At 69.2% G+C, this 23,328-nt stretch carries 18 protein-coding genes and 1 pseudogene; 10 read left to right on the plus strand and 9 right to left on the minus strand.

Translation table 11 applies throughout. From position 1 onward, the window contains the following. Positions 1 to 148: 148 nt before the first annotated feature. The gene (rox, locus tag VMT65_RS12420) at positions 149 to 1,576 is read right to left on the minus strand and encodes a rifampin monooxygenase (protein WP_326309154.1); all 1,428 of its coding nucleotides are present in this window, start codon (positions 1,574 to 1,576) and stop codon (positions 149 to 151) included. A gap of 166 nt (positions 1,577 to 1,742) precedes the next feature. Then, the gene (locus VMT65_RS12425) at positions 1,743 to 2,738 is read right to left on the minus strand and encodes a hypothetical protein (protein WP_326308269.1); all 996 of its coding nucleotides are present in this window, start codon (positions 2,736 to 2,738) and stop codon (positions 1,743 to 1,745) included. Between the two features lie 221 nt (positions 2,739 to 2,959). Here VMT65_RS12425 and VMT65_RS12430 point away from each other — a divergent pair, with 221 nt between their 5' ends. Further along, on the plus strand, positions 2,960 to 4,192 hold the full coding sequence (locus tag VMT65_RS12430; RefSeq protein ID WP_326308270.1) for an MFS transporter: 1,233 nt from the start codon (positions 2,960 to 2,962) through the stop codon (positions 4,190 to 4,192). A gap of 8 nt (positions 4,193 to 4,200) precedes the next feature. Beyond that, positions 4,201 to 4,737, plus strand: a complete 537-nt coding sequence (locus tag VMT65_RS12435; RefSeq protein ID WP_326308271.1) for a GNAT family N-acetyltransferase — start codon at positions 4,201 to 4,203, stop codon at positions 4,735 to 4,737. Positions 4,738 to 4,752: 15 nt separating this feature from the next. Here the strand turns inward: VMT65_RS12435 and VMT65_RS38420 are convergent. Together VMT65_RS38420 and VMT65_RS12455 are read right to left on the minus strand one after the other, a co-directional pair. Then, positions 4,753 to 6,535 (minus strand): annotated as a pseudogene (locus tag VMT65_RS38420) (ABC-F family ATP-binding cassette domain-containing protein). Between the two features lie 142 nt (positions 6,536 to 6,677). Beyond that, entirely contained in the window at positions 6,678 to 9,719 is a 3,042-nt protein-coding gene (locus VMT65_RS12455) for an AfsR/SARP family transcriptional regulator (protein ID WP_326308274.1), read from the minus strand. 117 nt (positions 9,720 to 9,836) lie between these two features. Here VMT65_RS12455 and VMT65_RS12460 point away from each other — a divergent pair, with 117 nt between their 5' ends. Then, positions 9,837 to 10,124 carry a hypothetical protein gene (locus VMT65_RS12460; RefSeq protein ID WP_326308275.1) on the plus strand — a complete coding sequence of 96 codons (288 nt, stop codon included), beginning with the start codon at positions 9,837 to 9,839 and terminating at the stop codon, positions 10,122 to 10,124. Positions 10,125 to 10,239: 115 nt separating this feature from the next. Here VMT65_RS12460 and VMT65_RS12465 read toward each other — a convergent pair whose 3' ends face one another. Beyond that, positions 10,240 to 11,046, minus strand: a complete 807-nt coding sequence (locus VMT65_RS12465) for a tyrosine-protein phosphatase (RefSeq protein WP_326308276.1) — start codon at positions 11,044 to 11,046, stop codon at positions 10,240 to 10,242. Between the two features lie 100 nt (positions 11,047 to 11,146). Further along, positions 11,147 to 12,169 (minus strand): cell division protein ZapE, encoded by a 1,023-nt coding sequence (gene zapE / locus VMT65_RS12470; protein ID WP_326308278.1) that lies wholly within the window; start codon positions 12,167 to 12,169, stop codon positions 11,147 to 11,149. A gap of 35 nt (positions 12,170 to 12,204) precedes the next feature. Here zapE and VMT65_RS12475 point away from each other — a divergent pair, with 35 nt between their 5' ends. From VMT65_RS12475 to msrB, 4 genes are all read left to right on the plus strand, one after another. After that, positions 12,205 to 12,978, plus strand: a complete 774-nt coding sequence (locus VMT65_RS12475) for a pyrimidine reductase family protein (protein ID WP_326308279.1) — start codon at positions 12,205 to 12,207, stop codon at positions 12,976 to 12,978. A gap of 32 nt (positions 12,979 to 13,010) precedes the next feature. Beyond that, on the plus strand, positions 13,011 to 14,573 hold the full coding sequence (locus VMT65_RS12480; RefSeq protein WP_326308280.1) for an alpha/beta hydrolase: 1,563 nt from the start codon (positions 13,011 to 13,013) through the stop codon (positions 14,571 to 14,573). Positions 14,574 to 14,715: 142 nt separating this feature from the next. Next, on the plus strand, positions 14,716 to 16,011 hold the full coding sequence (locus VMT65_RS12485) for a glycosyltransferase family 87 protein (protein WP_326308281.1): 1,296 nt from the start codon (positions 14,716 to 14,718) through the stop codon (positions 16,009 to 16,011). A 10-nt stretch (positions 16,012 to 16,021) separates the two neighbouring features. After that, positions 16,022 to 16,465: a peptide-methionine (R)-S-oxide reductase MsrB gene (msrB, locus tag VMT65_RS12490; protein WP_326308282.1), complete on the plus strand. Its 444-nt coding sequence runs from the start codon at positions 16,022 to 16,024 to the stop codon at positions 16,463 to 16,465. A gap of 135 nt (positions 16,466 to 16,600) precedes the next feature. On the opposite strand, the gene hemQ is transcribed toward msrB, so the two are convergent. Beyond that, the gene (gene hemQ / locus VMT65_RS12495; protein ID WP_326308283.1) at positions 16,601 to 17,296 is read right to left on the minus strand and encodes a hydrogen peroxide-dependent heme synthase; all 696 of its coding nucleotides are present in this window, start codon (positions 17,294 to 17,296) and stop codon (positions 16,601 to 16,603) included. 151 nt (positions 17,297 to 17,447) lie between these two features. Here hemQ and VMT65_RS12500 point away from each other — a divergent pair, with 151 nt between their 5' ends. Continuing rightward, positions 17,448 to 18,398, plus strand: a complete 951-nt coding sequence (locus VMT65_RS12500) for a serine/threonine dehydratase (RefSeq protein ID WP_326308285.1) — start codon at positions 17,448 to 17,450, stop codon at positions 18,396 to 18,398. A gap of 29 nt (positions 18,399 to 18,427) precedes the next feature. Here the strand turns inward: VMT65_RS12500 and VMT65_RS12505 are convergent, their stop codons facing one another. Together VMT65_RS12505 and hemE are read right to left on the minus strand one after the other, a co-directional pair. Next, positions 18,428 to 19,774, minus strand: coding sequence for a protoporphyrinogen oxidase (locus VMT65_RS12505; RefSeq protein WP_326308287.1), 1,347 nt, complete (start codon positions 19,772 to 19,774; stop codon positions 18,428 to 18,430). Positions 19,775 to 20,076: 302 nt separating this feature from the next. Further along, on the minus strand, positions 20,077 to 21,144 hold the full coding sequence (hemE, locus tag VMT65_RS12510) for a uroporphyrinogen decarboxylase (RefSeq protein WP_326308288.1): 1,068 nt from the start codon (positions 21,142 to 21,144) through the stop codon (positions 20,077 to 20,079). Between the two features lie 74 nt (positions 21,145 to 21,218). On the opposite strand from hemE, the gene VMT65_RS12515 reads away from it, so the two are divergent. Together VMT65_RS12515 and VMT65_RS12520 are read left to right on the plus strand one after the other, a co-directional pair. After that, the gene (locus tag VMT65_RS12515; protein ID WP_326308289.1) at positions 21,219 to 21,845 is read left to right on the plus strand and encodes a DUF3000 domain-containing protein; all 627 of its coding nucleotides are present in this window, start codon (positions 21,219 to 21,221) and stop codon (positions 21,843 to 21,845) included. A 203-nt stretch (positions 21,846 to 22,048) separates the two neighbouring features. After that, entirely contained in the window at positions 22,049 to 23,293 is a 1,245-nt protein-coding gene (locus tag VMT65_RS12520) for a ribonuclease D (RefSeq protein WP_326309155.1), read from the plus strand. Positions 23,294 to 23,328 lie beyond the last annotated feature (35 nt).

The following is a 23,328-nucleotide window of genomic DNA, read 5'->3' on the forward strand; positions in this document are numbered from 1 at the left end:
GGGGCTGGCATAGCCATGCCGCGGGCACAGCAGTATGCGAGGCAACGAGATCAGGGAGCTCTCAGTGTGGGAGTTTGTCCGTTTCGCCACAGTGAGGGCTCCCTGATCTTGATTGCCCTGCATGCGGGACGCGGTGCGAGGGGGTGGGTTAGGGGGTGGGGGTGCCGAACCAGCGGGTTAGGGCGGGGGTGAGGGAGGGTTGGTCGGAGCCCAGCCAGGCGATGTGGCCGTCGGGGCGGAGCAGGAGGGCGGGGGTGTCTAGTTCCTCGCTGACATCGATGACGTGGTCGACTCGGTCGGACCAACCGGCGGTGGAGAGGGTGCCGGTTTGGTCGAGGAGGAGGCCTCGGCCCTCGTGCATGAGGTCGTAGAGGCGGCCCTTTTTCAAGGGGATGTCGCGTTGGCGGCGGCCCAGGGCGTCGGGGCCCGCGCCGAAGTCGTAGCGGGTGCTGATGGCTATGACCTTTTCGGTGAGGTGCTTTTTCACCTCGGGGAAGTTCATGAGTTCGGCGAGGAGGCGGCGGATGGATTGGGGGCCGGGGTTGGGGAGGGAGAGTTCGGTTTGGGCTCGGGTGTTGTTGAGGACGTCCTCGGCCCAAGGGCGGCGTTCGGCCTCGTAGGTGTCCAGGAGATCGGCGGGGGCCCAGCCGTTCACCGCGGCGGCCAGCTTCCAGCCGAGGTTGAAGGCGTCCTGGACGCCCAGGTTGAGGCCCTGGCCGCCGACCGGCGGGTGAATGTGGGCGGCGTCGCCCGCGAGGAAGACGCGGTCCACGCGGTAGTGGTCGGCCAGGCGGGTGGCGTCGCCGAAGCGGCTGAGCCAGCGGGGGGAATGCATGCCGAAGTCGGTGCCCGCGATGGCCTGGAACTGGCGGCGCAAGTCCTCGAGGGTCGGCGGGACGCGCGGGTCGTCGGCCAGGCCGTCGGCGGGAGCGCCCACGCGGAAGACGGTGCCGCCCAAGGGAACCGCGCCGAAACGGCGGTGAGTCTTGTGCAGCTCCATGACCGCGGCGATCACCTCCTCGCGCGGGGCGGTCAATTCCACCTCGCCGAGCAGGGTTTCGATGCGGCTCGGCTCGCCCGGGAAGTCGACGTCGATCGCCTTGCGGACCGTCGAGCGGCCGCCATCACAGCCGACGAGATAGCGCGAACGCAGCGTCGTGCCGTCGGCCAGCTCGACCGTGACCCCCTCCGCATCCTGGGTCAGACCGACCAGTTCGACGCCGCGCCGGAACTCGGTGCCCAGTTCGAGCGCGTGCTCGGTCAACAGGCGATCGGTGATCGGCTGCTGCAAACCCAGCACGAACGGGAAACTGGTGTCGAGGGTGATCGGCGTCTCCGTATAGATACCGGCGAAGAACCCATTGGTCGGGTGTTGCGTGCCGAGTTCCAAGAACCGCTCGGCAATGCCGCGCTGATCCAGGACCTCGATCGTGCGGGCGTGCATGCCCATCGCCTTCACGACCTTGGTCGGTTCGGCATCGCGCTCGATCACAAGCGTCTGCACGCCTTGTAGGCGCAATTCACCAGCCAGCATCAGACCGGTCGGCCCGGCACCAACAATGATCACATCGAACATGAACCCGCCCATCGTCGAAGTTGCCATCGGCCAGCCCATGCGAAAAAGCTATTTTCGCAGGTACTGACCTCCGGCCGACGATTGTGCGGCACAGAGGGGGCCTTGCCGCAAGCCCCCCGGTGCGTTATACGTTAAAGAGGGGAGGAAATTCGGAGTCTTCCGATCACTATTTCAGCACCAGTCCCGCGACGATGAACGTCACGATCACCAGTACCGCGAACCAGGTGATCAGCTGCCAGTGCAGGATGGCGGCGCGTTGGCTGGCCACGGTCAGACGCAGCGTGGCGTCCACGCGGTTGTGGTCGGCGATCTTGCGCTTGGTCTGGGCCAGATCGTCCGCCTGCTGTTGGGCCGCGATCTCGGCGCGCTCGAGTCGGTGAGTCATGCGCAGCAGCTGCTTGGTCTTGTCGCGAGTTGCCTTGCGGGCCAAGGCCAAAGCCGTGCGTTGATTCATCAGTTCCTGGCGTTGCCGTGCGATGACGGCCGCCTGTGTCCGGGTGTGACGCTCCCAGTCGGTCACAGTGGCCCATCCTCCCTGGTGCTCGTCGCGGCAGCCGAACGCTATCTGCTCGGTTACCCAGCCCGTCACGAATTCACGCAGTTCCCAGGCGGATTGACGCGCGGACACCACGCCGCCCGGCCCGGAGGCGAGCAGGCCGCCGACAATGCGGTAGTCGCAGCCGTCGGCCGCGAAATCGTCGATGCCGACCGCGGGGAGTTGCGCGGTCCAGAAGCCGGGCGGGCAAATCCAGAGCACTTCGCTACAACCGCTGGTCCGCAGCTCCGCGGTGAGCGCCCGGGCGCGGGCCAACTCCGGTGGGGCGCTGGAGACCTCGATGGCGCACACCCGATCACCCTTGCGCCACAGCACGTCCACGGTGTGCGCGCCGACCTCCGCGTTCACCTGCGCGTCCTCGGCCCCCGCGGCGAGCAGACGGCCGCGCAGCCAGTACTCGAGGCGTCGCACATCCCAGCCGCATTCCGGGCAGTCGGTCTCTCGACACTTCTCCCCCGCCGCGTGACCACGCGAATCCCGCGCCGCGCGACCACGCGAATCCGACTCGGTCGAATTCCGCACCGCCGCCCGCGGTTTCGAGTGCGGATCAGGTTCCGCCAAGGCCACCGCCCGCTCGCGCGGACCCTCGACTCGCCTCGTATTCACAAGATCACCCCAGCCACCACACTCGAAGCCCGGGCCGCTTCCGCCTCATCGGAAACCACCAGCCCGAGCCGTTACTTCCAGAGTGCAGCAGCGCGACCGCCAACCGGCAGGAAAGCGACCACATTCGTTACCCGATCGCGAGCCGCGTGTGATCAAGCGGCGGACGGTTCGTAACCGATGCCCGGGATGCCGGACCGCCTTGCCGCCGCTACTCTTTCGCCATGCTTGACCCGCAGTCCCAGAACCAGCCGTCCAGTGCGCTCGCCCCGGCACTGCGCACGGCGCGCGCCGCCAACTCGGTGGCGTTCGCGCTGCAGGGGTTCTTCCTGGCCGTCATCCTCACCGAACTGCCGCAGATGAAGGACCACTACGACCTGTCCGACGGGCTGATCGTGGCGATCGTGGCATTGATCTCGCTGCTCGCGGGCGTGGGCAGCATCACCGCCGAGCGGGTGGCGCTGCGCTGGTCGAGCCGGACCGCGTTGCGCGTCGGGTTGTTGCTGGTCGCGATCGCGGGCGTGGGGATCGCGTTCGCGCCGAACCGGATCTGCGCGTTCGTGGTGCTGGGTGTTTACGGGATCGCGGTGGGCATGGTGGACGCCGGAACCAATATGCAGGCGGTCTTCATTCAACATGGCTATGGCCGATTCGTTTTGGTGTCGTTCTATGCCGCCTGGAGTGCGGGATCGATCGCCGGGGCGCTGTTCGTGTCGGCGTTCGAGGCGCTGAAGGTGCCGCTGTGGGCCTCGGTCCTGACCGCCGCGGCCGTGGTGCTGGCCGGTTGCCTGGCGGCCGGGCCGCGACTGCTCGGCACCGATGAGGCGGAAGCCGGTCCGGCCGAACACGAACCGACCAGCTCGGTGCCGGTGCGCGTCTTCCTGCTCTTCGGCGTGGTGATCGCGCTGGCCTTCGCCATCGACCTCGCGGTCGGCAACTGGTCGGCGCTGTATCTGAAGGACGAACTGCTGTCCTCGTCCTCGACCGCCGCGCTGGCGCTGGCCGCCTATCAGGGCGCGTCGCTGGTCGGACGGCTCACCGGTGACCTGTGGGTGCGCCGGTTCGGCCCGCGCACGGTGGTGCGGGCGGCCGCGCTGGTCGGGTCGATCGGTCTGGTGATCGTGGTCGCCGCGCCCGGGCCCGTGGCCGCCATTCTCGGATTCCTGGTCGCGGGAATCGGATTGCCGGTGATCGCGCCGCTGTGCTTCAGCGAGGCCGGGCAGCTCACCAGCGGACGGGACCTCGACGCGCTCATCGCGCGGCTCAATCTGTTCAACTACGCGGGCACGCTGGTCGGCGGCGCGGTGGTCGGCGCGGTCGCCGACGCGGCCAATCTGCGGGCCGGATTCGCCATTCCGCTCGGGTTCGCGGTGGTGTTGATCGGGTTCGCGCGGATCTTCCACACCCGCAATGGCGCACGCACCGCGCCCGTCGAACCCGCCGCCGAGCCTGCTTGACTGGAACGGTGACCGACACCGTTGCCATCGACCGAGCCGTAGCCGACGACGCCGACGAACTCCACGACGTCGCGGCCATCACCTTCCCGCTGGCCTGCCCGCCCGGCTCGATACCCGAGGACGAGGCCGAGTTCATCGCGAAGGTGCTGTCGCCGGAACGGTTTCGCGAGTACCTCGCCGATCCGGACCGCGTGGTGCTCAAGGCCGTCGTCGGCGGGCAGATCGTGGGGTACGCGCTGCTCAATGCGATGGAACCCGCCGACCCGGACGTGGCGGCCGTGATCACGCGGCGGCCGGTGACCGAGCTCAGCAAGATGTACGTGCTGCCCGGACAGCACGGGAACGGCATCGCGGGGGCGCTCATGCGCGCCGCCCTCGACACCGCCCGCGCGGCCGGGAGCGTCGCCGTGTGGCTGGGCGTGAATCAGGAGAATGTTCGCGCCCAGCGCTTCTACGGCAAACACGGCTTCACGGTCGCCGGAACCAAGCGGTTCACCGTCGGAGCCCAGCTGCACCACGACTACGTGCTGCAGCACGAGTTCTGAGCCCCGGGCTACCGGTTATCGGGCGGCCGTGCTGCCGACCAACTCGAGGCGGCGACCGCTGAAGCGCTGCCGCATCCGTCGATCGTGGGTGACCAGGATGACCGCACCGGTGTACCCCGCCAGCGCCTGCTCCAAGTCCTCCACGAGGGCCGGGGACAGGTGATTGGTGGGCTCGTCGAGCAGCAGCAGATCCACCGGATCGGTCACCAGCCGGGCCAATTCGATCCGGCGGCGCTGCCCGTAGGACAGTTCGCGCAGCCGCAGCCGCAGGTCCTCCGGGCGGAAAAGGCCCAGCGACAGCAACTGATCGGCATGCTCGTCCGGGTGGCCCGGACGGCCGGAGGCGAAGGCGCGCAGGACCGTCAGGTCCGCGGGCCACGGGGACTCCTCCTGGCGCAGATGACCCACCCGGCCGCGGACCGTGACCGTGCCCGAGTCCGCGGCGAGCTCGCCCGCCAGCAGGCGCAGCAGCGTGGTCTTGCCGACGCCGTTCGGGCCGGTCACCAGGAGCCGGTCGGCTGGATCGAGGCGCAGGCCGTCCATGCGTAGACGGCCGATCACCTCGATGTCCGACAGCTCGGCGACCGCCTGCTCTGCGGCCGATCGGATTGCCTCCTCGGCTGGTGGCACTGCCTCGGCTGACGGCATTGCGTCGGCTGGTGGCACTGCCTCGGCTGACCGCATTGCCTCGGCCGATCTCCCGGTGGGGACTGCCGATCGCATTGTGTCGGCGGCGAATCCGCCGCGGGTCACCTCGGCGTTGAACCGGAGCGGGTCGGCCGGGGGGGGCGACCGGGTCCGCGGTCAGCCGCGCCACCCGCTCCTTCGCATTGCGAATGCGCGACTGCGCGCCGTGGCCGCGACTGCGGGTCCGGAACGGGCCCGCCGCGAAGACCGCCAACGGCAGTTTGCGCGGAATCGCTTCCAGGCGAGCCACATTCGACTCGGCCAGCCGTTCATTGCGCGTCAGTTCACTACGCCAGGTGCGGTATTCCAGCTCCCGGCGCTGCCGCTCGGCCGCCTTCGCCCGCAGGTATCCGGCATAGCCGTTGCCGTGGCGGGTGACCTTTCCCTCGTCCACCTCGAGCACCGTGGAAGTGATGCGCTCCAGGAAGACTCGGTCGTGAGTCACCGCCACCACGGTGCCGTCGTGGTCACGCAATCGGCGCTCGAGCCAGTCGACCGCACCGTCGTCGAGATCATTAGTGGGCTCGTCGAGCAGCAGCAGCTCCGGCGCGGAGGCCAGGGTGGCCGCCAGCGCCAACCGCCGCCGCTGCCCGCCGGACAGCGTGCCCAGCAGTCGATTCCGGTCCAGGCCGGGTAGCCCGAGACCGTGCAGCGCCGCATCGACGCGCGCGTCGGCCTGGTAGCCGCCGCGCGCCTCGAACCGGCTCACCAGCATGGTGTACCGGTCGAGGTGGCGGCCCAGCGGGCCGGTCAACTCTGCCAATTCGGTCTCGGCCGTGCGGATTCGGGCTTCCAGTTCCCGAATACCGCTCAGCGCCAGATCGATTGCGTCGGCGACGGTGGCGGTGGGCGGCAGCTCCAGGGTTTGCGCCAGATAACCGACGCCGCCCGGAGCCTGCACGATCAGCTCGCCATTGTCGGGCACATCGTGACCGGCCATCAGCCGCAACAGGGTCGACTTGCCCGCGCCGTTGTCGCCGATCACGCCGACCTTCTCGCCCGGGCGGATCGACAGGTTCACCGCGTCGAATACGACACGATCGGCATAGCGCTTGGTGACATCGGACAGGGTGAGCTGGGATGTGACAGCAGAAGATTGGAGGGTAAGCACAGTGATCTCCCATTTGTGGAGTGAGTGAAAGGGGACCGCCGCGGAGCTCAGCTCAACGCGGCGAGGCGATCACAAAAACAGGAAACCGATACCCATGAGGCTTGGAACAGTAATTCAACCCCGCCGCGACCGTCAACCCTATTTAACGGCCGCGGCCGGACCGGGGAGAGCACACCGTCGCGGACGTGGTCCTCGCCGTCGCGAGGAACAATTCGATCGTCGCCTCCCAATCGGGCGTCGGTTCCCCGGATTCCGACGCGAGACTCGCCAGGCGATCCATCCGCTCCCGCGCGGCGGGCCCGGCCAGGGGCAGATAGCGGTGGGGGTTCACGCCGATTCGGTGGGCGTGCGCGCCGACCGCGGCGTGCAGGCGGACGGCCGCGTCGAGGCCGCCGAGATCGGCGAGTGCGCAGGCGCCCGCGAACATGGCGCTGATCAGATCGGAGACATTCGGTTGTGCGCGAAAGGATTCGACGGCGCGCTCCAATAGCCGCAGGATCGCGCGGATTCGATCGGCGTCGGAGGCGGTGTGGCCGAGCAGACACCAGGCCGACAGCAGATCGGTGATGCCCGCACCCCACAGGTAGCCGCAGCGGCCGGCCATCTCGTGCGCCGCGCCGAGGGTGGCGAGGGCGGCCGCCTCGTCGCCGTCGCGGAACTTCAGCAGCCCCACGCCCAGTTGGGCGTTCACGCGCAGGTGCTCGGGGATGCCGGGGCGCGCGGCAGCGGCCAGGAAGCGAGCGTGGGCCGCCCGGAGCGCGGTGTGGTCGGCAATCTGGGCCAGCGCGTTGCACTTTCGCGAGTGCGCGAGGGCCAGCAGCACATCGTGCTCGGGGTCGGCGGGGTCGAGGAGGTCCAGCACCGCGTCCGCGTGGCGGAGGGCGGCCTCGTGGTCGCCGCCGTGCAGGGCGCAGATGGAGAGCCCGATCAGCGCCGTGGCCCGGTCGCGCGCCGGGGCGGCCGGGCAGGCGGCCAGCGCGGCCTCGGTCAGCGCCCGGCCTTCGGCGATCGTGCCGCCGGTCACCCACAGATACCCGAGCGCCCCGGCGGAGCGCAGGGCCGATTCGGGGTCGACGGCCAGATCGTGGGTGATTCCGGCACGGATATTGGCGAGTTCGGCCGACAGCGTGCGGGCGGCCTCCCCCGAGCGCGGGCCGGTCAACAGCGCGGCCTGCTCCACCGCGAGGGCACGCACCCAGCGGGCATGCGCGGCACGGGTGGCGGTCGGGTCGGGATCGATTCCGCGGCAATAGATTCGGATGGTCTCCAGCATCCGGTAGCGCGCGAACCCGGAGCCGGTGTCGGCGACCAGCACAGAGCGGTCGACCAATCCGGCCAGGCTCGCGAGCACGGCCGTGTCACCCGGCGAGACGGCAGCGGCGGCCTCCCAGGTGAATCCGTCCTCGAACGGCCACAGCCGCAACAGCAGCCGACGATCGGCGGCATCGAGCTGATCGACACTCCACGCGATGGCCGCCGACAGCGACGCGTGCGGGGACAGCGACCCGCGCGGAGTCGGCGCGAGAATGTCGATCCGGTCGCGCAGATGGACAGCGATGCCACCCAACCCGTGAACCCGCTCGCGGGCCGCAGCCAACTCGATCGCCAACGGCAACCCGTCCAGCGCCACACAAATCGCCTGCGCCGCAGCGAATTCGCCCGCATCGGGCTGCCAGCGCGGACGGTGCATACGCACCCGATCAATGAGCAGCTCGACGGCGGTACCGGACCCCTCGGTCGCTTCCAGCGGGAGCGGCGACAGCGGGACAAGGTACTCGCCCTCGATGGCGGTGGAGCGGCGACTGGTGACGAGGACGTGTATCGATTTCGCCGAATCCAGCAGCGGCAGGAGGAAATTCGGTAGCTCGTCGACCAGGTGTTCACAATTGTCCAGCACCAGCACGCCATCGCTGTCGGCCAAGGCACGGCGGACGGCCAGCGCGGGATCGTCTGCGGCGGAGGGCAATCCGATCGCGGCTGCGACGGTAGCGGCGATGGTGTCGGTGTGGTGCACGTCCGCCAGCCGAACCAACCAAGAATTCGGCTGCACGGCAGCGTATTCGACCGCCAAACGGGTCTTGCCGACCCCGGCGGGGCCCACCAGGGTGACCAGTCGATGCGCGGCCACCAAGATGTCCAGCTGCGCGAGCTCGCGCTGCCGACCGATCAGCCGGGTCCGGGGCGCGCCGACGCGAGAAGAACCGGACGGCCGGGTCGGTAGACGTCCGGTCGCCTCCCACGCGCTCCGGGAGATATCGTCGGCGAAACTACTCACTGCTGCTGTTGAGGTATCGACGCTGGCTTCCTCGGCGGATCTCACTGCGGCTGTCCGGGTCTCGGCGCTGGCTTCCCCACCCACTCGCTCTTGCGTCCGTATGGTCGGGCCGGGGGCGGGCGCGGGCGGCCGGTCGGTGGTCGGCGTCACGAGCAGGGCGGGATCGTGGGCGAGCATGCGCCGCTCCAGCTCACGTAGCGCTGGTCCGGGGTCGATGCCGAGCTCATCGGCCAGCAGCCGCCGGACCCGCCGTAGCTCGGCCAGGGCGTGTGCCTGCCGACCGCTGCGGTACAGCGCCAAAGCCAGCAGTTCCCAACGCCTTTCGCGATACGGCGTCTCGACCACCGCCCGGCTGGTGTCCGCCACGACGGGAGCGAGGTCGCCGCACGCCAGGCGGGCGGCCTGCAATTCGTCGAACGCCATGTCGCGCAGCTCGATCAGGCGGGCGCGCAGCGCCGTCACCCGCACGGCGTCGCCGAGTTCGGCCCACGGTTCGCCGCGCCACCAGCCCAGGGCCCGGGTCAGCAGGTCGACCGCCTCGCCCGGGCGACCCGCCGCCAACGCCCTCGTACCCTCGTCGACTCGCGCGGCGAACACCTCGTGATCGATCGACAACTCGTGCTCGGCGGCCCCGGCGAGCCGATATCCGCTCGGCGTGCGCTCGATCGCGGTATGTCCGGCCGGGCCCAGCGCCGCGCGCAGCCGGTGAATCACGACCCGCATCATGTTCTTGACGTTGTCGTCGAGTTCGGTGTCCCACACCAGCTCCGCCAGTACGGCATCCTCGACCGGCGCACCGGACCCGGTGGACAGGGCCGCCAGCGCCCGCCGCGGGGTGGGGCCGCCGAGCTCACACGCCACGCCGTCCACCTCGATCACCACCGGACCGAGGACACGACACAGGATCACGCCGCCACCCTAACCCGACCTGCGCGGACATCACCCCTGTAATGCGCCCGTAAGGCCCGCCCCGCACGATGATGTCGACCGACGTCGAGCAGGAGTCGACCCCGAGCAGGAGTGATGATGATCGCGCGGATCGCCGTATGGGAGCCGATGCCGGAGGATGACCGGGACTGGGTCATGGAGGCCGTCAGCGCCGTCGACGGGTTCGTGGCCGCTTACCACCTGAAGGACCCCGATACCGGCAATGGCCTGAGCATCTCGTTGTTCACCGATGACCTCGCCGCCGACACGGCCGGAGCGGCCGTCGCCGAACGGGCCCGCGCCATCGGCTGGTACGAAACACCCCGCCCAGCACCGGTTTCCGTTACCCACTACGAGGTCACCCGGACCGCGGCACCGGCGGTGTGATCGAACGCGGCACCGGCGGTGTGATCGAACGCGGCACCGGCGGTGTGATCGAATGGGAAACGCCGAGCCGCACTGGCGGCCCGGCGTTCTCAGGTGGGGTTGGCGAATCGCCTTGTCAGGCCAGCAGTTTCGCCTTGAGGGCGGTGATGTCGGCGTCGGTGAGCTTCAGGCCGTCGTGGACGTAGTTGTCGAAGCTGCCGTAGCTCTTGTTCACCTGGTCGAAGGCGGCGTCGAGGGCCGAAGCGGTGACGCCGTTCATCATGTCGCCGTCCTTGGCGCCGCGGTAGTAGTTGGACAGCAGGTAGTCGTAGTAGACCGTGTCCTTGTCCACGCCGAGGATGGTGAGCAGCACGGCCGCGGTCCAGCCGGTGCGGTCCTTGCCCGCGGTGCAGTGGAACAGCACGCCGCCGGGGTTGTCGGCGATGTCGCGCAGCACATTCGCGAAGCCCTCGTTCGCGCCGGGGGCGGTGATGAAGGCGCGGTAGAGGTCGGTGCCCGCGGACAGGGTGGAAGCCATTACCTGCGGCGGGGCCTGGCCGATGATGTCGTCGTGGTGCTCGGTCGCGCCCGCGGGGACCTTGTCGACACCCATGAACTGCTGCTCGTAGGAGGTGCGCAGGTCGTGCACGGACACCACGTTCAGCGCGGTGAGCTTGGCCAGGTCCTCGTCGGTGGCCTTGGAGAGGTCGCCGGTGCGGAACACCAGACCGGTGCGCACCGTGTGGCCGTCGATCGTGCGGTAGCCGCCCGCGTCCCGGGCATTGAGGACACCGGTCAGGCCGAGGGACCGGTTGTCGGTGTTGACCAGGACGCTGCTGGTGGCGGCGGGCGGGTCGGCGGCGAAGGCGGTCGCCACCGATCCGAGGCTGGCGGAGAGCGCGATGGTCACCACCGCGGCGGCTTGGACGGCACGGTTACGCAAGGTAGGTCTCCTTCCGAGGACGAAAACCGAAGTCGGCCCGGTTTTCGTTGACCCTCGAAATTTATTACCTGAGAGGACTTTAAGAACCGCCGGGTCGGATTTACGCCGGGGCGGGGGCCTCGAAGCGGGACAGGGCCAGCAGGCGGGAGATGGCGCGCAGGTACTTCTTGCGGTAGCCGCCGTCCAGCATTTCCTGGGTGAAGATCTGGTCCAGCTTCGCGCCCGACACCGTCACCGGGATGCCCGCGTCGTACAGGCGATCGGCCAGCACCACGATGCGCAACGCCACGGCCTGATCCTGCACCGGGTGCACACCCGAAATGAACACCGACGACACGTCATTGATGAGCGCGCCGTACCGCGACGGGTGCAGGGTGCTCAAATGCTTGGTCAGCTCGTCGAAGTCGTCGAGCGTGGAACCCGGTGTGGCGGCGGCCCTTTCGATCAGCACCTCCGGCGAGGTGGGCTCCGGCGCGGGCGGCAGGTCGCGGTGGCGGTAGTCGGGGCCGTCCACGCGCACCGCCTCGAACAGCGCACCCAGCTTCTTGATCTCGCGCAGGAAGTCCTGCGCGGCGAAACGGCCCTCGCCCAGCTGGCCCGGCAGGGTGTTGGAGGTGGCCACGATCGACACGCCGCGGTCGGTCAGCTCGGTGAGCAGCCGCGAGACCAGCATGGTGTCGCCCGGATCGTCGAGCTCGAATTCGTCGATGCACAGCACGCTGTTGCCCGAGAGCCGCTCGACGGCGTTGTTGAAGCCCAGCGCGCCAACCAGATTGGTGACCTCGCCGAACGTGCCGAACGACTTCGGGGTCGGCACGCTGTGGAAGATCGAGGCCAGCAGGTGGGTCTTGCCCACGCCGAACCCACCGTCGAGGTACAGGCCGATGCCGTGCACCGGCTTCTTCTTGCCGAACAGCGGCTTCTTGTCCGCGGCCTTGCGCAGCTTGGTCACGTTCTCCGCGAACTGCTCGGCCTTCTGCACGGCCGCGGCCTGGGAGGGCTCCTTCGGGTCCGGGATGTAGGAGCCGAAGCTCACCTCGTCGAAGGTGGGCGGCGGAACCATCTGGGCCACGAGCTGGTCGGCCGGAACCTCCGGGTGGCGATCGACGAGGCGTTGTTGCACTCGGTCAGCGTAAGGCCGTGGTGGGATGGGACCTTATGCCCCCTGTGCCCAATGCGATTCAGCTCACAGACCTCACCCGCGACGACCTGGTGGAGTTGTACGCCTACCCGGTCGAACCATCCGCGCCGTACCTGCGTGTCAACTTCGTCACCAGCATCGATGGGGCCGTCACCGTCGACGGGCGGTCCGGCGGACTGGGCACGCCCGCGGACAAGAAGATCTTCGCGCTGCTGCGCGATCTGGCCGACGTGGTGCTGGTCGGGGCCGGAACCGTGCGCGCGGAGAAATACGGTGCGGCGCACACCGATTCGGAACTACGCAAGCGCCTGCACGCCGAAGGGCTCGGCGGCGATCCGGACGGGACGCCGCCGCGCATCGCGGTCGTCTCCGCCCGCGCGGCACTGGATCCGGCGAGCAAGCTGTTCACCGACGAGGGCGCGCGGCCCATCATCCTCACCACCGCCGCCGCGTCCGACGACAACAAGAAGCGGCTCATCGACGCCGGCGCGGAAGTGATCGTGGCGGGCGAGAACCTGTGCACCGCGCAGAGCATTCGCGCCGGACTCGAGAGCCTGCGACTGCGGCGCGTGCTGTGCGAGGGCGGGCCGTCGCTGTTCGGCGAACTCATCGCCGACCGGGGCGTAGACGACCTCTGCCTGACCGTGTCACCGCAGCTGGTGGGCGGGTCGGCGGGCCGAATCGCGGTGTCCCCCTTGGCGCTGCCCACCCCCATGGTCCCCCGCCACCTGCTGCTCGACACCGACGGCACGATCTTGACCCGATGGGAACGCGCACACACCCGAGGCTGAAACCGGCCGCCGGACCTGGCAGGCTGTAGCGCATGCGCTGGACTCGGGCCGCTCTGCTGGCGTCGACACTGTCGGTATTGGTGACCACCGCCTGCGGGGCCGGGCCATCCGACCGGCCCGCCGTCGCCGTGGAACAGCCGCACCAGGGCGGGGTCGCACCCACCACCGCGCCCGCCGACACCGCCCCGCCCGCGCCCGAGGTGCCCAAGACCGACCTGTCCTGGAAGGACTGCACCGCACCGACGTTCAACCTGCTCTCGCTCGGCGCGCCGCCGCAGGGGCTGGTGCTCGAATGCGCCGAGTACCCGTCGCAGACGGATGTGGCCGGGAATGTGGCGGGCAACTTCAAGAACGCGGCCATGCGGGCGCGCTACGACCGCACGCCCAAGGACGCCGCGCCGCTGATCCTGACCTCCGGATCGGATCGGTCCTCGACGGCGACACTGGCCGGGCTGGCGGCCGGGAACGCGAGCGCGCTGCTGGCGGCGCGGCCGATCATCGCGGTGGATCGACGCGGCATCGGCAGCTCGCAGCCGGTGACGTGCATGACCGACCCGCAGCGCCGGGCGATCGCCGACCAGAACCAATTCACCCGGGGCGCAACCGATCCCGTGGACGCCATGAGCACCACCGGACGCGAGGCCACCGTGGCGTGCCTGGACTTCCTGGCACCCGCCCAGGCGACCTTCGACGCGCCGCACGCCGCCGACGACATCGAGCAGCTGCGCAAACAGTTGCAGGTGGACCACATCGCGCTGATGGGCACCGGCACCGGCGCGAACGTGGCGTTGAACTACGCGCGCAAGTACGGGCAGCACCTCGGACGGCTGGTGCTGGATTCGCCGCAGGCCGTGGGGCTGGACGCGAACGGTCGCGCCGAACAGCGCGTCAAGGGACAGGAGGCCGCGCTCACCGCGTTCGCGCAGCGCTGCTCCTCGCTGAACTGCTCGCTCGGGGCCGATCCGCGCAAGGCCATCATCGACCTGGTGAATCGCGCCGGGGCCGGACAATTCGGCGACCTGTCGGCCTCGGCGCTCGTCACCACGCTGAGCGGATTCCTGGGCGACTCACGCTCCCAGGGCAATCCGCAGATCACCGAATTCGCCGACGCGTTGAGCGCCCTCGCCCGCGGCGACCGCGGCCCCCTCACCCCCTTCCAGCTGCGCGCCGCCGCAGGCATCGCCAACGACGGCGAATTCGTCAACCGCTGCAGCGACAACCACGAGCCCTCCACCCCCGACAAGGCGAAGGAACTCGAATCCAGCTGGGCCACCCAATATCCGATCTTCGGCAAGGTGGCCGCCATCGACCTCATGGCCTGCTCCGCCTGGCCCGCCGCCTCCCCCATGGTCCTGCCCGACAAACTCAACCTCCCGGTCCTGGTCCTCGGCGGCAGCGCCGACCCCGTCGTAGGCCAAGACGGCCGCCCCACTGTCACCGGCGCGCTCGGCGCGGCAGGCGCCCGCACCTCCACGGTCGTCTGGCAAGGCTGGGGCCACCCCACCTTCGCCCACTCCGGCTGCGCCCAACAATCCCTCGCCGACTACCTCAAAGACGCCACCCTCCCCGCCGACGGCACCGCCTGCCCCGCCTGAGATTCGTCGAGTGGCACTTCTTGGAGGGGATTTGTCCGAATTCGCCTCCAGGGAGTGCCACTCGGTGATTCGAGTCCGTTGGGGGTGGGTTAGGGGCGGGTCGGCGCATGTGGGCGGCGGGGTTTCGGTGTAGTTTGCTCGAGTGTTCCTTCGACAGCTCGAGCCCCGGACCGCTCGTACCACCGGTGAAGTTCTGAACTTCGCGCTGTGGCCGGTCGCGATACTCACCGTGATTCATCGGGTGTTCATCAATGCTGTCAACTATCACGTGACCAATGACTTCACGCCGGTGTACAACGCGTCGCTCGCGTTCCTCAACCACCGGGCGGTGTACGACGCGAACTTCAACTCGACCGATCCGGCGTATCTGTATCCGCCGAGCGGGACGCTGTTGATCTCGCCGCTGGCGATCATCGATCCGGAGAAGTCGCGGTGGTGCTTCATCCTGGTCAACGCGCTCGCGCTGCTGCTGGCCTGGTATCTGCTGCTGAAGCTGTTCAACTTCACCATCAACTCGGTGGCCGCGCCCGCGCTGCTGCTGGGCATGTTCGTCTCCGAGACGGTCACCAATACGCTGGCCTTCACGAACATCAACGGCTGTCTGTTCCTGGCCATGATGGTGTTCATCCACCTGCTGCTCAAGCGCCAAGACCTGTGGGCCGGTGTGGCATTGGGATTGACGATCGCGGTCAAGGGGCCATTGCTGGTGCCGCTGCTGCTGATTCCGCTGGTGCGCGGGCAGTGGAAGGTGTTCATCACGGCCCTGGGTGTGCCGATCGCGCTGAACCTGATCGCGTGGCCGCTGATCGTGGACTACAAGCAGTTCTTCACCCACACGCTGCCGTATCTGATGGAAGCGCGCGACTACTTCAACAGCGCGATCGTCGGCAATGCCGGGTACTACGGTGTGGCCGAATGGCTGACCTGGATCATTCGCATCGTGATGGGCATCCTGGTCCTGATCTCGCTGTGGATCCTGTACCGGTACTACCGCGAGGACGAGGTGTTCTACATCTGCAACACCTCCGGCATCCTGATCACCGCGGTCATGCTGCTGGGCTCGCTGGGCCAGATGTACTACTCGATGTTCCTGTTCCCCATGCTGCTGACCGTCGTGCAACGCAATTCGCTGCTGCGCAACTGGCCCGCGTGGCTGGCGATCTTCGGATTCATGTCCTACGACAAGTGGCTCTCCGACCGCTGGCAGAGCATCGGACGCGATCTGGAGTACCTGCGCACCACCTTCGGCTGGGGTCTGCTGCTGATCGTCGTGTTCTGTGTGCTCGGGGATCGCTACCTGGCCGCCAAGCGCGAAGGGCGGCTCGAGGTCGGCAAGTCGCTGGATCCGGCCTGGATGCATCCGGAATGGGCCACCGAGCCCGCCGAGGCCGCCGACGCCACCCCCGCGCCCAGGACGAAGGCCGCCGCCTCGTACTAGCGTGGAGCCCATGAGTTCCGAAGCCGACAACTCGCTGCCTGCCCCGCGCATCCAGCTGACCCCGCAGGAATGGCGGACCAAGCTGACCCCGGACGAATACCGCGTCCTGCGCGAAGCGGGCACCGAGCGGGCGTTCACGGGCGAATACACCGACACCGAGACCGAGGGCGTCTACTCCTGCCGCGCCTGCGGGGCCGAATTGTTCCGCAGCACCGAGAAATTCCACTCGCACTGCGGCTGGCCGTCCTTCTTCGACCCGGCCAAATCGGACGCGGTCATCTTGAAGGAAGACAACTCCCTGGGCATGCGGCGCGTCGAGGTGCTGTGCGCGACCTGCCACAGCCACCTGGGGCACGTGTTCGAGGGCGAGGGTTACCCCACGCCCACGGACAAGCGCTACTGCATCAACTCCATCTCGCTGCGGCTACACCCCTCGGACAGCGCAGCCGACTGAGTCGCAGAAATACTATGGGGCAGGGTCGATTCCGCGCATGCCCCGAATTATGCGGGCAGATAGCTGGGAGGCATCCCGAGACCAATTCGGGCCCGGTCGCAGAGTGCGGCCGGGCCCGTGTCGTCGTGAATCGCCTTACGGCAGTGCCTTGATGAGGTTCTCCAGCTCCACGCGCGGGCCGGTGAAGAACGGAATCTCCTCGCGCACATGCCGACGCGCCTCGGTGGCACGCAGATCGCGCATGAGGTCGACGATGCGGTGCAGCTCGGGGGCCTCGAAGGCGAGGATCCACTCGTAGTCGCCCAGGGCGAAGGACGCCACGGTGTTGGCGCGCACGTCCGGGTAGTCGCGGGCGGCCTTGCCGTGGTCGGCCAGCATCTTGCGGCGCTCGTCATCGGGGAGCAGGTACCAGTCGTAGGAGCGCACGAACGGGTACACGCAGATGTAGTTGCCCGGGTCCTCACCGGCGAGGAAGGCCGGGATGTGGGACTTGTTGAACTCGGCCGGGCGGTGCAGGGCGGCCTGGCTCCACACCGGGTTGGAGATCTGACCCAGCTCGGTGACGCGGCGGAAATCGGCGTAGGCGGCCTGCAGATCCTCGATCTGCTCGGCGTGCCACCAGATCATGAAGTCGGCGTCGGCGCGCAGACCGGCGACGTCGTAGATGCCGCGGACCACCACGCCGCGCTCCTCCAGGGATTCGAAGAACGCCTTGGCCTCCTTGATCGCGGCCGCGCGATCCTCGCCGAGCACGCCGGGCTCCACCTGGAACACCGAGAACATGAGGTAGCGGATGGTGTCGTTGAGGGCCTTGTAGTCGAGTCGCGCCATGGCACCCATCGTGCCACTGCGCGACAACGCGCCCGAAATGGGGCGGGGCGGACATGGTGATTCAGGTCGCCGGAAACCCGATTCCGAGACCCCGGGGATTTCGATACGGTGGATCGGTTCCGGACCGGCGAGGCAAACGAAAGAAGCGCACGTGCACCCGACATACGCCGACGTGACCGCGGCCACCCAACGGATCTCCGGCTACACCCGGCGAGCGGTGCTGGCCCAGGCCGACGCCGATACCGTTCCGGTCGCCGGGGACGTGTGGTTCGCGCTCGAGCACATGCAGCACACCGGTACGTTCAAGGCGCGCGGCGCGGCCAATTTCGTCCTGGCGCAACGGGATCGGGGGCGGCTGCCGAAGGTCGGGCTCACCATCGCCTCCGGCGGCAATGCCGGGGTCGCCTGCGCCTGGGCCGCCCGACTGGTCGACTCCGCCGCCACCGTCTTCCTGCCCGACTCCGCGCCCGCCGTGAAGGTGGCTCGGCTGAAAGCTCTCGGCGCGCAGGTGCTCACCGGCGGCAAGGCCTACGCCGACGCGGCCGCCGAATGCGAGCGCTACGCCGCCACGACGGGCGCACTGCGCTCGCACGCCTACGACGACCCCTACATCGCGGCCGGGGCGGGCACGCTGATGGAGGAGATCGTGGCGCAGCTGCCCGAGCTTGACACCGTCGTGGTGGCGGTCGGCGGCGGTGGGCTGCTGACCGGAATCACGGTCTCCGCCAACCACCATGGCGTGCGCGTGGTCGCGGTCGAACCCGAGAACTGCCGCTCGTTCAACGCCGCGCTCGAAGCCGGGCAACCGGTCGACGTGGAGATCGACTCCGTCGCAGCCGATGCCCTCGGAGCCCGCCGCGTCACTCCGATGGCTTTGTCCGCCGCGGCCGAAGGCGACGTCCGCTCGGTCCTCGTCACCGACAAACAAATCATCGCCGCCCGCCAAACCCTCTGGGACTGCCGCAGACTCGCCGTCGAACACGCCGCCGCCACCGCCTTGGCGGCCCTCCTCTCCGGTGCCTACGTCCCCTCCCCCGACGAACGCGTGGCCGTCATCGTCTGCGGCGCGAACACCGACCCGAGCGACCTCGTCACCCGCTGACTGCCCGCCCTTGTTCAGGGTTGATCGAGTCAGGCGAGGTGGGCGGTGATCGTGGCGGCGGCCTTGGTGCCGGAGGCGGCGCAGGCGGGGACGCCTACGCCGTCGAGGTAGGCACCGGCGAGGGCCAGGCCGGGGAGATGGGCTGTGGCGGAACGTAGGTCGGCTATGCGGGTGGTGTGGCCGGGAGCGTATTGGGGGAGACCGCCGGGCCAGCGTTGGACCACCGCGCGCAGGGGGCGGATTTCGGTGTTGGTGACCGTGGTGAGGTCTTCGACGGCTGCGGTGATGAGGTCTTCGTCGGACCAGGACAGCGGGGTGGGGTCGCCGAAGCGGCCGAAGGAGGCGCGGACGAGGGCTACGTCGCGGGCGGCGAGGTGGGGCCATTTGCGGCTGGACAGGGTGAATGCCTTGGCGCGCAACGGTTCACCGGTGGCCACCAGGATGCCCGAGTTGTCGGGGAGGGCGGTGTCGGCGGGCAGCGCCAGGGCCACGACCGCCGAGGATGCCAGTTCGATGCCACCGGCGAGATCGGCGGCTTCGGGGGCCGTGTCGCGCAGGAGTTCCGCCGTCACCGGGGCGGGGGTCGCGAGGATCACCGCGTCGACGTCGCCGACCGGGTCCAGGTGCCAGCCGCTGGCGGTGCGGGTGAGTCGGGTTGCGGCGGTACCGGTTTCGGCCTTCACGTCGGCGGCGGTGCGCAGGGCCTCGAGCAGTACGCGGTAACCGTCGCGAATGCCGCCGAACACCGGCGTGGTGCTCGGCGGCGGCAGGGCCTCCGAGACCGCCTGTGTCAGGCTCTGCGCTCCCCGATCCAGCGCGGCGGCCAAGGTCGGTAGGGCCGCACGCACGCCGATCGAATCGGCAAGTCCCGCATACACTCCCCCGAGCAGCGGGTCCACGCTGCGGCGAACAACCTTCTCGCCGAAGCGATCCCGAACCAGCTCTCCGACCGACAGGTCGCCGCCCGGGACCCAGGTCAGCGGCCGGTTCGGCTCGTCCTCGATGAGGGCGAGCGTCGCCGTATCCACCAGTCCGGCAACCGATTCCGCCGCCGCCGGGATTCCCATCAAGGTCCGTTCGGGCAGCCGATGCCCGGCCCCTTCCGACCACACCAGCGGCCGTTTCCCCGCCGGGTGCACGAGTTGGTCCTCGATCCCCAATTCCCGCATCAACTCCGGAATCTCCGGCCGCCGCCCCACGAACGCCTCGGCCCCCAGATCGACCGGATCGCCCTCGATGTCGACCGTCCGCAGAATCCCCCCGACCCGGTCGCGCCGTTCGAGCAGCACGAGTTCCGCCGACTCCCCCAGCGCCCGCCGCAGCCGATACGCGGCCACCAGCCCGCTGATGCCACCACCGACAATCGCGACCCGCATCGCCAACTCCTCGTCACCTCGTCAACGCCGCGACCGCACCACTTCGCACTCGCGACCGCGACCCACACGTCGAGTCGCTCTCGAAGCCAACCTACTCCCGGTGCCACGGTCCGCCCGCGCCCGGTCTCCACCCGCCGAGTCCCGAACCTCCCGCGCCGAACCGGCCCTCACCTGGCCTTTCGACTGCCGCCCGGGGGCGCGGCGCGAGCGCGACGGTAATCACTCGCCGCGAAACGTGATTGATCCCGCGTCGCCTCGACGTGCCGACAGCGCGGCGAAATATATCTTCCGCCGGTGTCGACTCAGAGCGGCGCGGGCAGGCTGTGGATCAAAGCGACGGTGTCGGTGATGACGGTGGGGTCGGTATTGGGGAGGACGCCGTGGCCGAGATTGAAGATATGCCCCTTGGCGCCCAAGGTGATTGCCTCGTCCGCCTCGTGGGCGATGCGGCGCACCTCGGCTTCGATGGCCTTCGGTCCCGCGAAGAGAACGGCGGGATCGAGGTTGCCCTGCAAGGCTTTTCCGGGTCCGACGCGGCGGGCGGCCTCGTTCAACGGGATGCGCCAGTCGACGCCGACGATGTCCGCGCCCGCTTCACCCATGGCGCCCAACAGTTCTCCGGTGCCGACGCCGAAGTGGGCGCGCGGGATGCCCGCGGCGGCGATCTCGGTGAAGACCCGTTCCGAGTGCGGCATCACGTATTCGCGGTACTGGGCCTGGGTCAGCGCGCCCGCCCAGGAGTCGAAGAGCTGGACGGCGTCGACGCCCGCGCCGATCTGGGCCTGCAGGAACTCGATGGTGATGTCGGTGAGCACGCCCATGAGCTGATGCCAGATTTCGGGATCGGCGAGCATCATCGCCTTGGTGCGCTCGTGGTTCTTGCTGGGTCCGCCTTCGACCAGGTAGGACGCCAAAGTGAACGGGGCGCCGGCGAATCCGATCAAGGGGACTTCACCGAGCGCGTCCAGCAGCAGGCCGATGCCCGCGGTCACCGCGCCCACTTCCTCGGGGCGCAGGCGCGGAAGCTTGCGCACATCGTCCACGGTGCGGACCGGATTGGCGACGACCGGCCCCACGCCCGGCACGATATCCAGGTCGATGCCCGCGGCCTTGAGCGGAACGACGATGTCGGAGAACAGGATTGCCGCGTCCACATCGTGGCGGCGGATCGGCTGCATGGTGATCTCGCACACCAGCTCCGGATCGAAACACGATTCCAGCATGCCGATTCCGGCGCGCACCTCCCGATACTCCGGAAGGGACCGACCGGCCTGTCTCTGGAACCACACCGGACGCCGACGCGGAACCCCACCGGTGGCGGCGACGAGGTAGGGGGCATCGGTCAGCTGGCGGCGGGCGTGAGTGTTCATCACCGCCCATCGTAAAGGGGACCGGGCGGCGCGCCTCGCACCGCTGCGCACCCACAAGGTCTACGGTGCCTTTCGTGACACCGCTCGACTTCCGCGACGGCGCTGCCCCGACCCCGGAGCCCGAAGAACCAGCCCGGTTCCGCGCCGCGGTCGAGGCCATGGGAACCGCATCTGTGCACCCTCGAATCGAGCTGGCGCCGATCCGTCCGCCACAGCGCCTCGCCCCCTACTCGTACGCGCTCGGCGCGGAGGTCACGCGACCCGACACCAATGTGGTGCCCGTCGACTCCGACGGTGACGCCTTCGGCCGCCTCATCCTGCTGCACGATCCGGCCGGGCAGGAGGCCTGGCACGGGGTGTTCCGTCTGGTTGCCTACATCCAGGCCGACATCGACTCCGCGCTCGCCGCCGACCCGCTGCTGCCCGAGGTCGCCTGGAGTTGGCTGGTGGACGCGCTCGACTCGCGCACCTCCTTCACCGCCCTCGGCGGCACGGTCACCTCCACCAGCTCGGTGCGCTACGGCGATATCGCCGGACCGCCGCGCGCGCATCAGCTCGAACTGCGCGCCTCCTGGACCGTGTCCGACACCGTCATGCGCCCGCACGTGGAGGCCTTCTGCGAGGTGCTCGCCTACGCGGCCGGATTGCCGCCCGCGGGGGTAACCCGGCTGGACGTGCGCCGGGACGAGAGCCCGGAATAACTTGCCGACCAGAGCCCGGCCGCCGACCGCTCAAATCCCGCGCCCCTTGCCGGAAAATCGCCCCTCGCCTGCGAGAACGTCTGTACTGCAACGAAATCGACCGGCGCGACGTACGATTCCCAATGGCCCGACGCAGTGTCACGGCCGGTCGTTTCACCGACGTGACGCGGCTCGCCATTGCCCTACCCGTAAAGTTCAAGACCATGTCCGTACCAGATGAACCCGAAGCCACTGCCGCGGTACCGTTGCTCGCGCCAGTGGACGGTGTGCCGCCGGTATTGGACACCCCCGCCGAGGTGGCGGCCGCGGCCCGCGCGCTGGCCGCCGGCACCGGTCCGCTCGCGGTCGACGCCGAGCGCGCCTCCGGCTTCCGCTACTCCAATCGCGCGTATCTGATCCAGTTGCGTCGCGAGGGCGCGGGCAGCTTCCTCATCGACCCGATTCCCGTGGACGGGGACCTCGCGCCGCTCGCCGACGCGATCAACGGGCTGGAATGGGTGCTGCACTCCGCCGATCAGGATCTGCCCGGGCTGGCCGAACTCGGGCTGTACCCGGCCGAGCTGTTCGACACCGAGCTGGGCGGTCGCCTGGCCGGATACGAGCGCGTGGGGCTGGCCGCCATGGTCGAGAAGCTGCTCGGCCGCGAGCTCAAGAAGGGCCACGGCGCGGCCGACTGGTCCACCCGCCCGCTGCCCGACGACTGGCTCAACTACGCCGCCCTCGATGTCGAGTTACTCATCGAGCTCCGCGACGCGGTCGCCGCCGATCTGGCCGAGCAGGGCAAATCCGAGTGGGCCGCACAGGAATTCGAGCATGTCCGCACCGCCGAACCGTCGGGCCCCAAGGCCGACCGCTGGCGGCGCACCTCCGGCATTCACACCCTGCGCCGCACCCGCCAGCTCGCCATCGTCCGCGAACTATGGACCACCCGCGACCGCCTGGCCCGCCTGCGCGACGTGGCCCCCGCCCGCATCCTGCCCGACTCGGCGATCGTGGCCGCCGCCACCAACGAGCCCAAGTCCATCGCCCAGCTGCGCACCCTGCCGATCTTCGGCGGCCCCCGCCAGCGCCGCTACTCCCGCGAATGGCTCGGCGCCATCGAACGCGCCCGCGCCCTGCCCGACAACGAACTCCCCCCGCTCACCCAGCCCTTCGACGGCCCGCCCCCGGTCAACCGCTGGGAACGCCGCGACCCGGCCGCCGCCGCCCGCCTGCAACGCGCCCGCGCCGCCATGACCGACCTCTCCACCGAGGTCTCCATCCCGGTGGAAAACCTCCTCACCCCCGACCTGCTGCGCCGCATGTGCTGGGACGGCCTCCCCAAATCCGCCACCAACGGCGAGGCCCCCACCCTCATCGAGGACTACCTCGCCGCGGGCGGCGCCCGCCCCTGGCAACGCGAATTGGCCGTCCCCCGCCTGTCCGAAGCCCTCTACCCGAAGGCCTGACCCCAGCTTCTGTGCCCCCGCAAGTTGGGGCACAC

Origin of the sequence: Nocardia sp. CDC153, from assembly GCF_035818515.1 — a bacterium.
Taxonomy (GTDB): Bacteria; Actinomycetota; Actinomycetes; order Mycobacteriales; family Mycobacteriaceae; genus Nocardia.

What these genes read in the sequence shown, in the direction of transcription:
- VMT65_RS12520 (WP_326309155.1), top strand. Translation starts at nt 22,049, where the DNA reads ATGTCCGTACCAGATGAACCCGAAGCCACTGCCGCGGTACCGTTGCTC.
- VMT65_RS12480 (WP_326308280.1), top strand. Translation starts at nt 13,011, where the DNA reads ATGCGCTGGACTCGGGCCGCTCTGCTGGCGTCGACACTGTCGGTATTG.
- msrB (WP_326308282.1), top strand. Translation starts at nt 16,022, where the DNA reads ATGAGTTCCGAAGCCGACAACTCGCTGCCTGCCCCGCGCATCCAGCTG.
- VMT65_RS12475 (WP_326308279.1), top strand. Translation starts at nt 12,205, where the DNA reads ATGCCCCCTGTGCCCAATGCGATTCAGCTCACAGACCTCACCCGCGAC.
- hemE (WP_326308288.1), bottom strand. Translation starts at nt 21,144, where the DNA reads ATGAACACTCACGCCCGCCGCCAGCTGACCGATGCCCCCTACCTCGTC.
- hemQ (WP_326308283.1), bottom strand. Translation starts at nt 17,296, where the DNA reads ATGGCGCGACTCGACTACAAGGCCCTCAACGACACCATCCGCTACCTC.
- VMT65_RS12460 (WP_326308275.1), top strand. Translation starts at nt 9,837, where the DNA reads ATGATCGCGCGGATCGCCGTATGGGAGCCGATGCCGGAGGATGACCGG.
- VMT65_RS12430 (WP_326308270.1), top strand. Translation starts at nt 2,960, where the DNA reads ATGCTTGACCCGCAGTCCCAGAACCAGCCGTCCAGTGCGCTCGCCCCG.
- rox (WP_326309154.1), bottom strand. Translation starts at nt 1,576, where the DNA reads ATGTTCGATGTGATCATTGTTGGTGCCGGGCCGACCGGTCTGATGCTG.
- VMT65_RS12505 (WP_326308287.1), bottom strand. Translation starts at nt 19,774, where the DNA reads ATGCGGGTCGCGATTGTCGGTGGTGGCATCAGCGGGCTGGTGGCCGCG.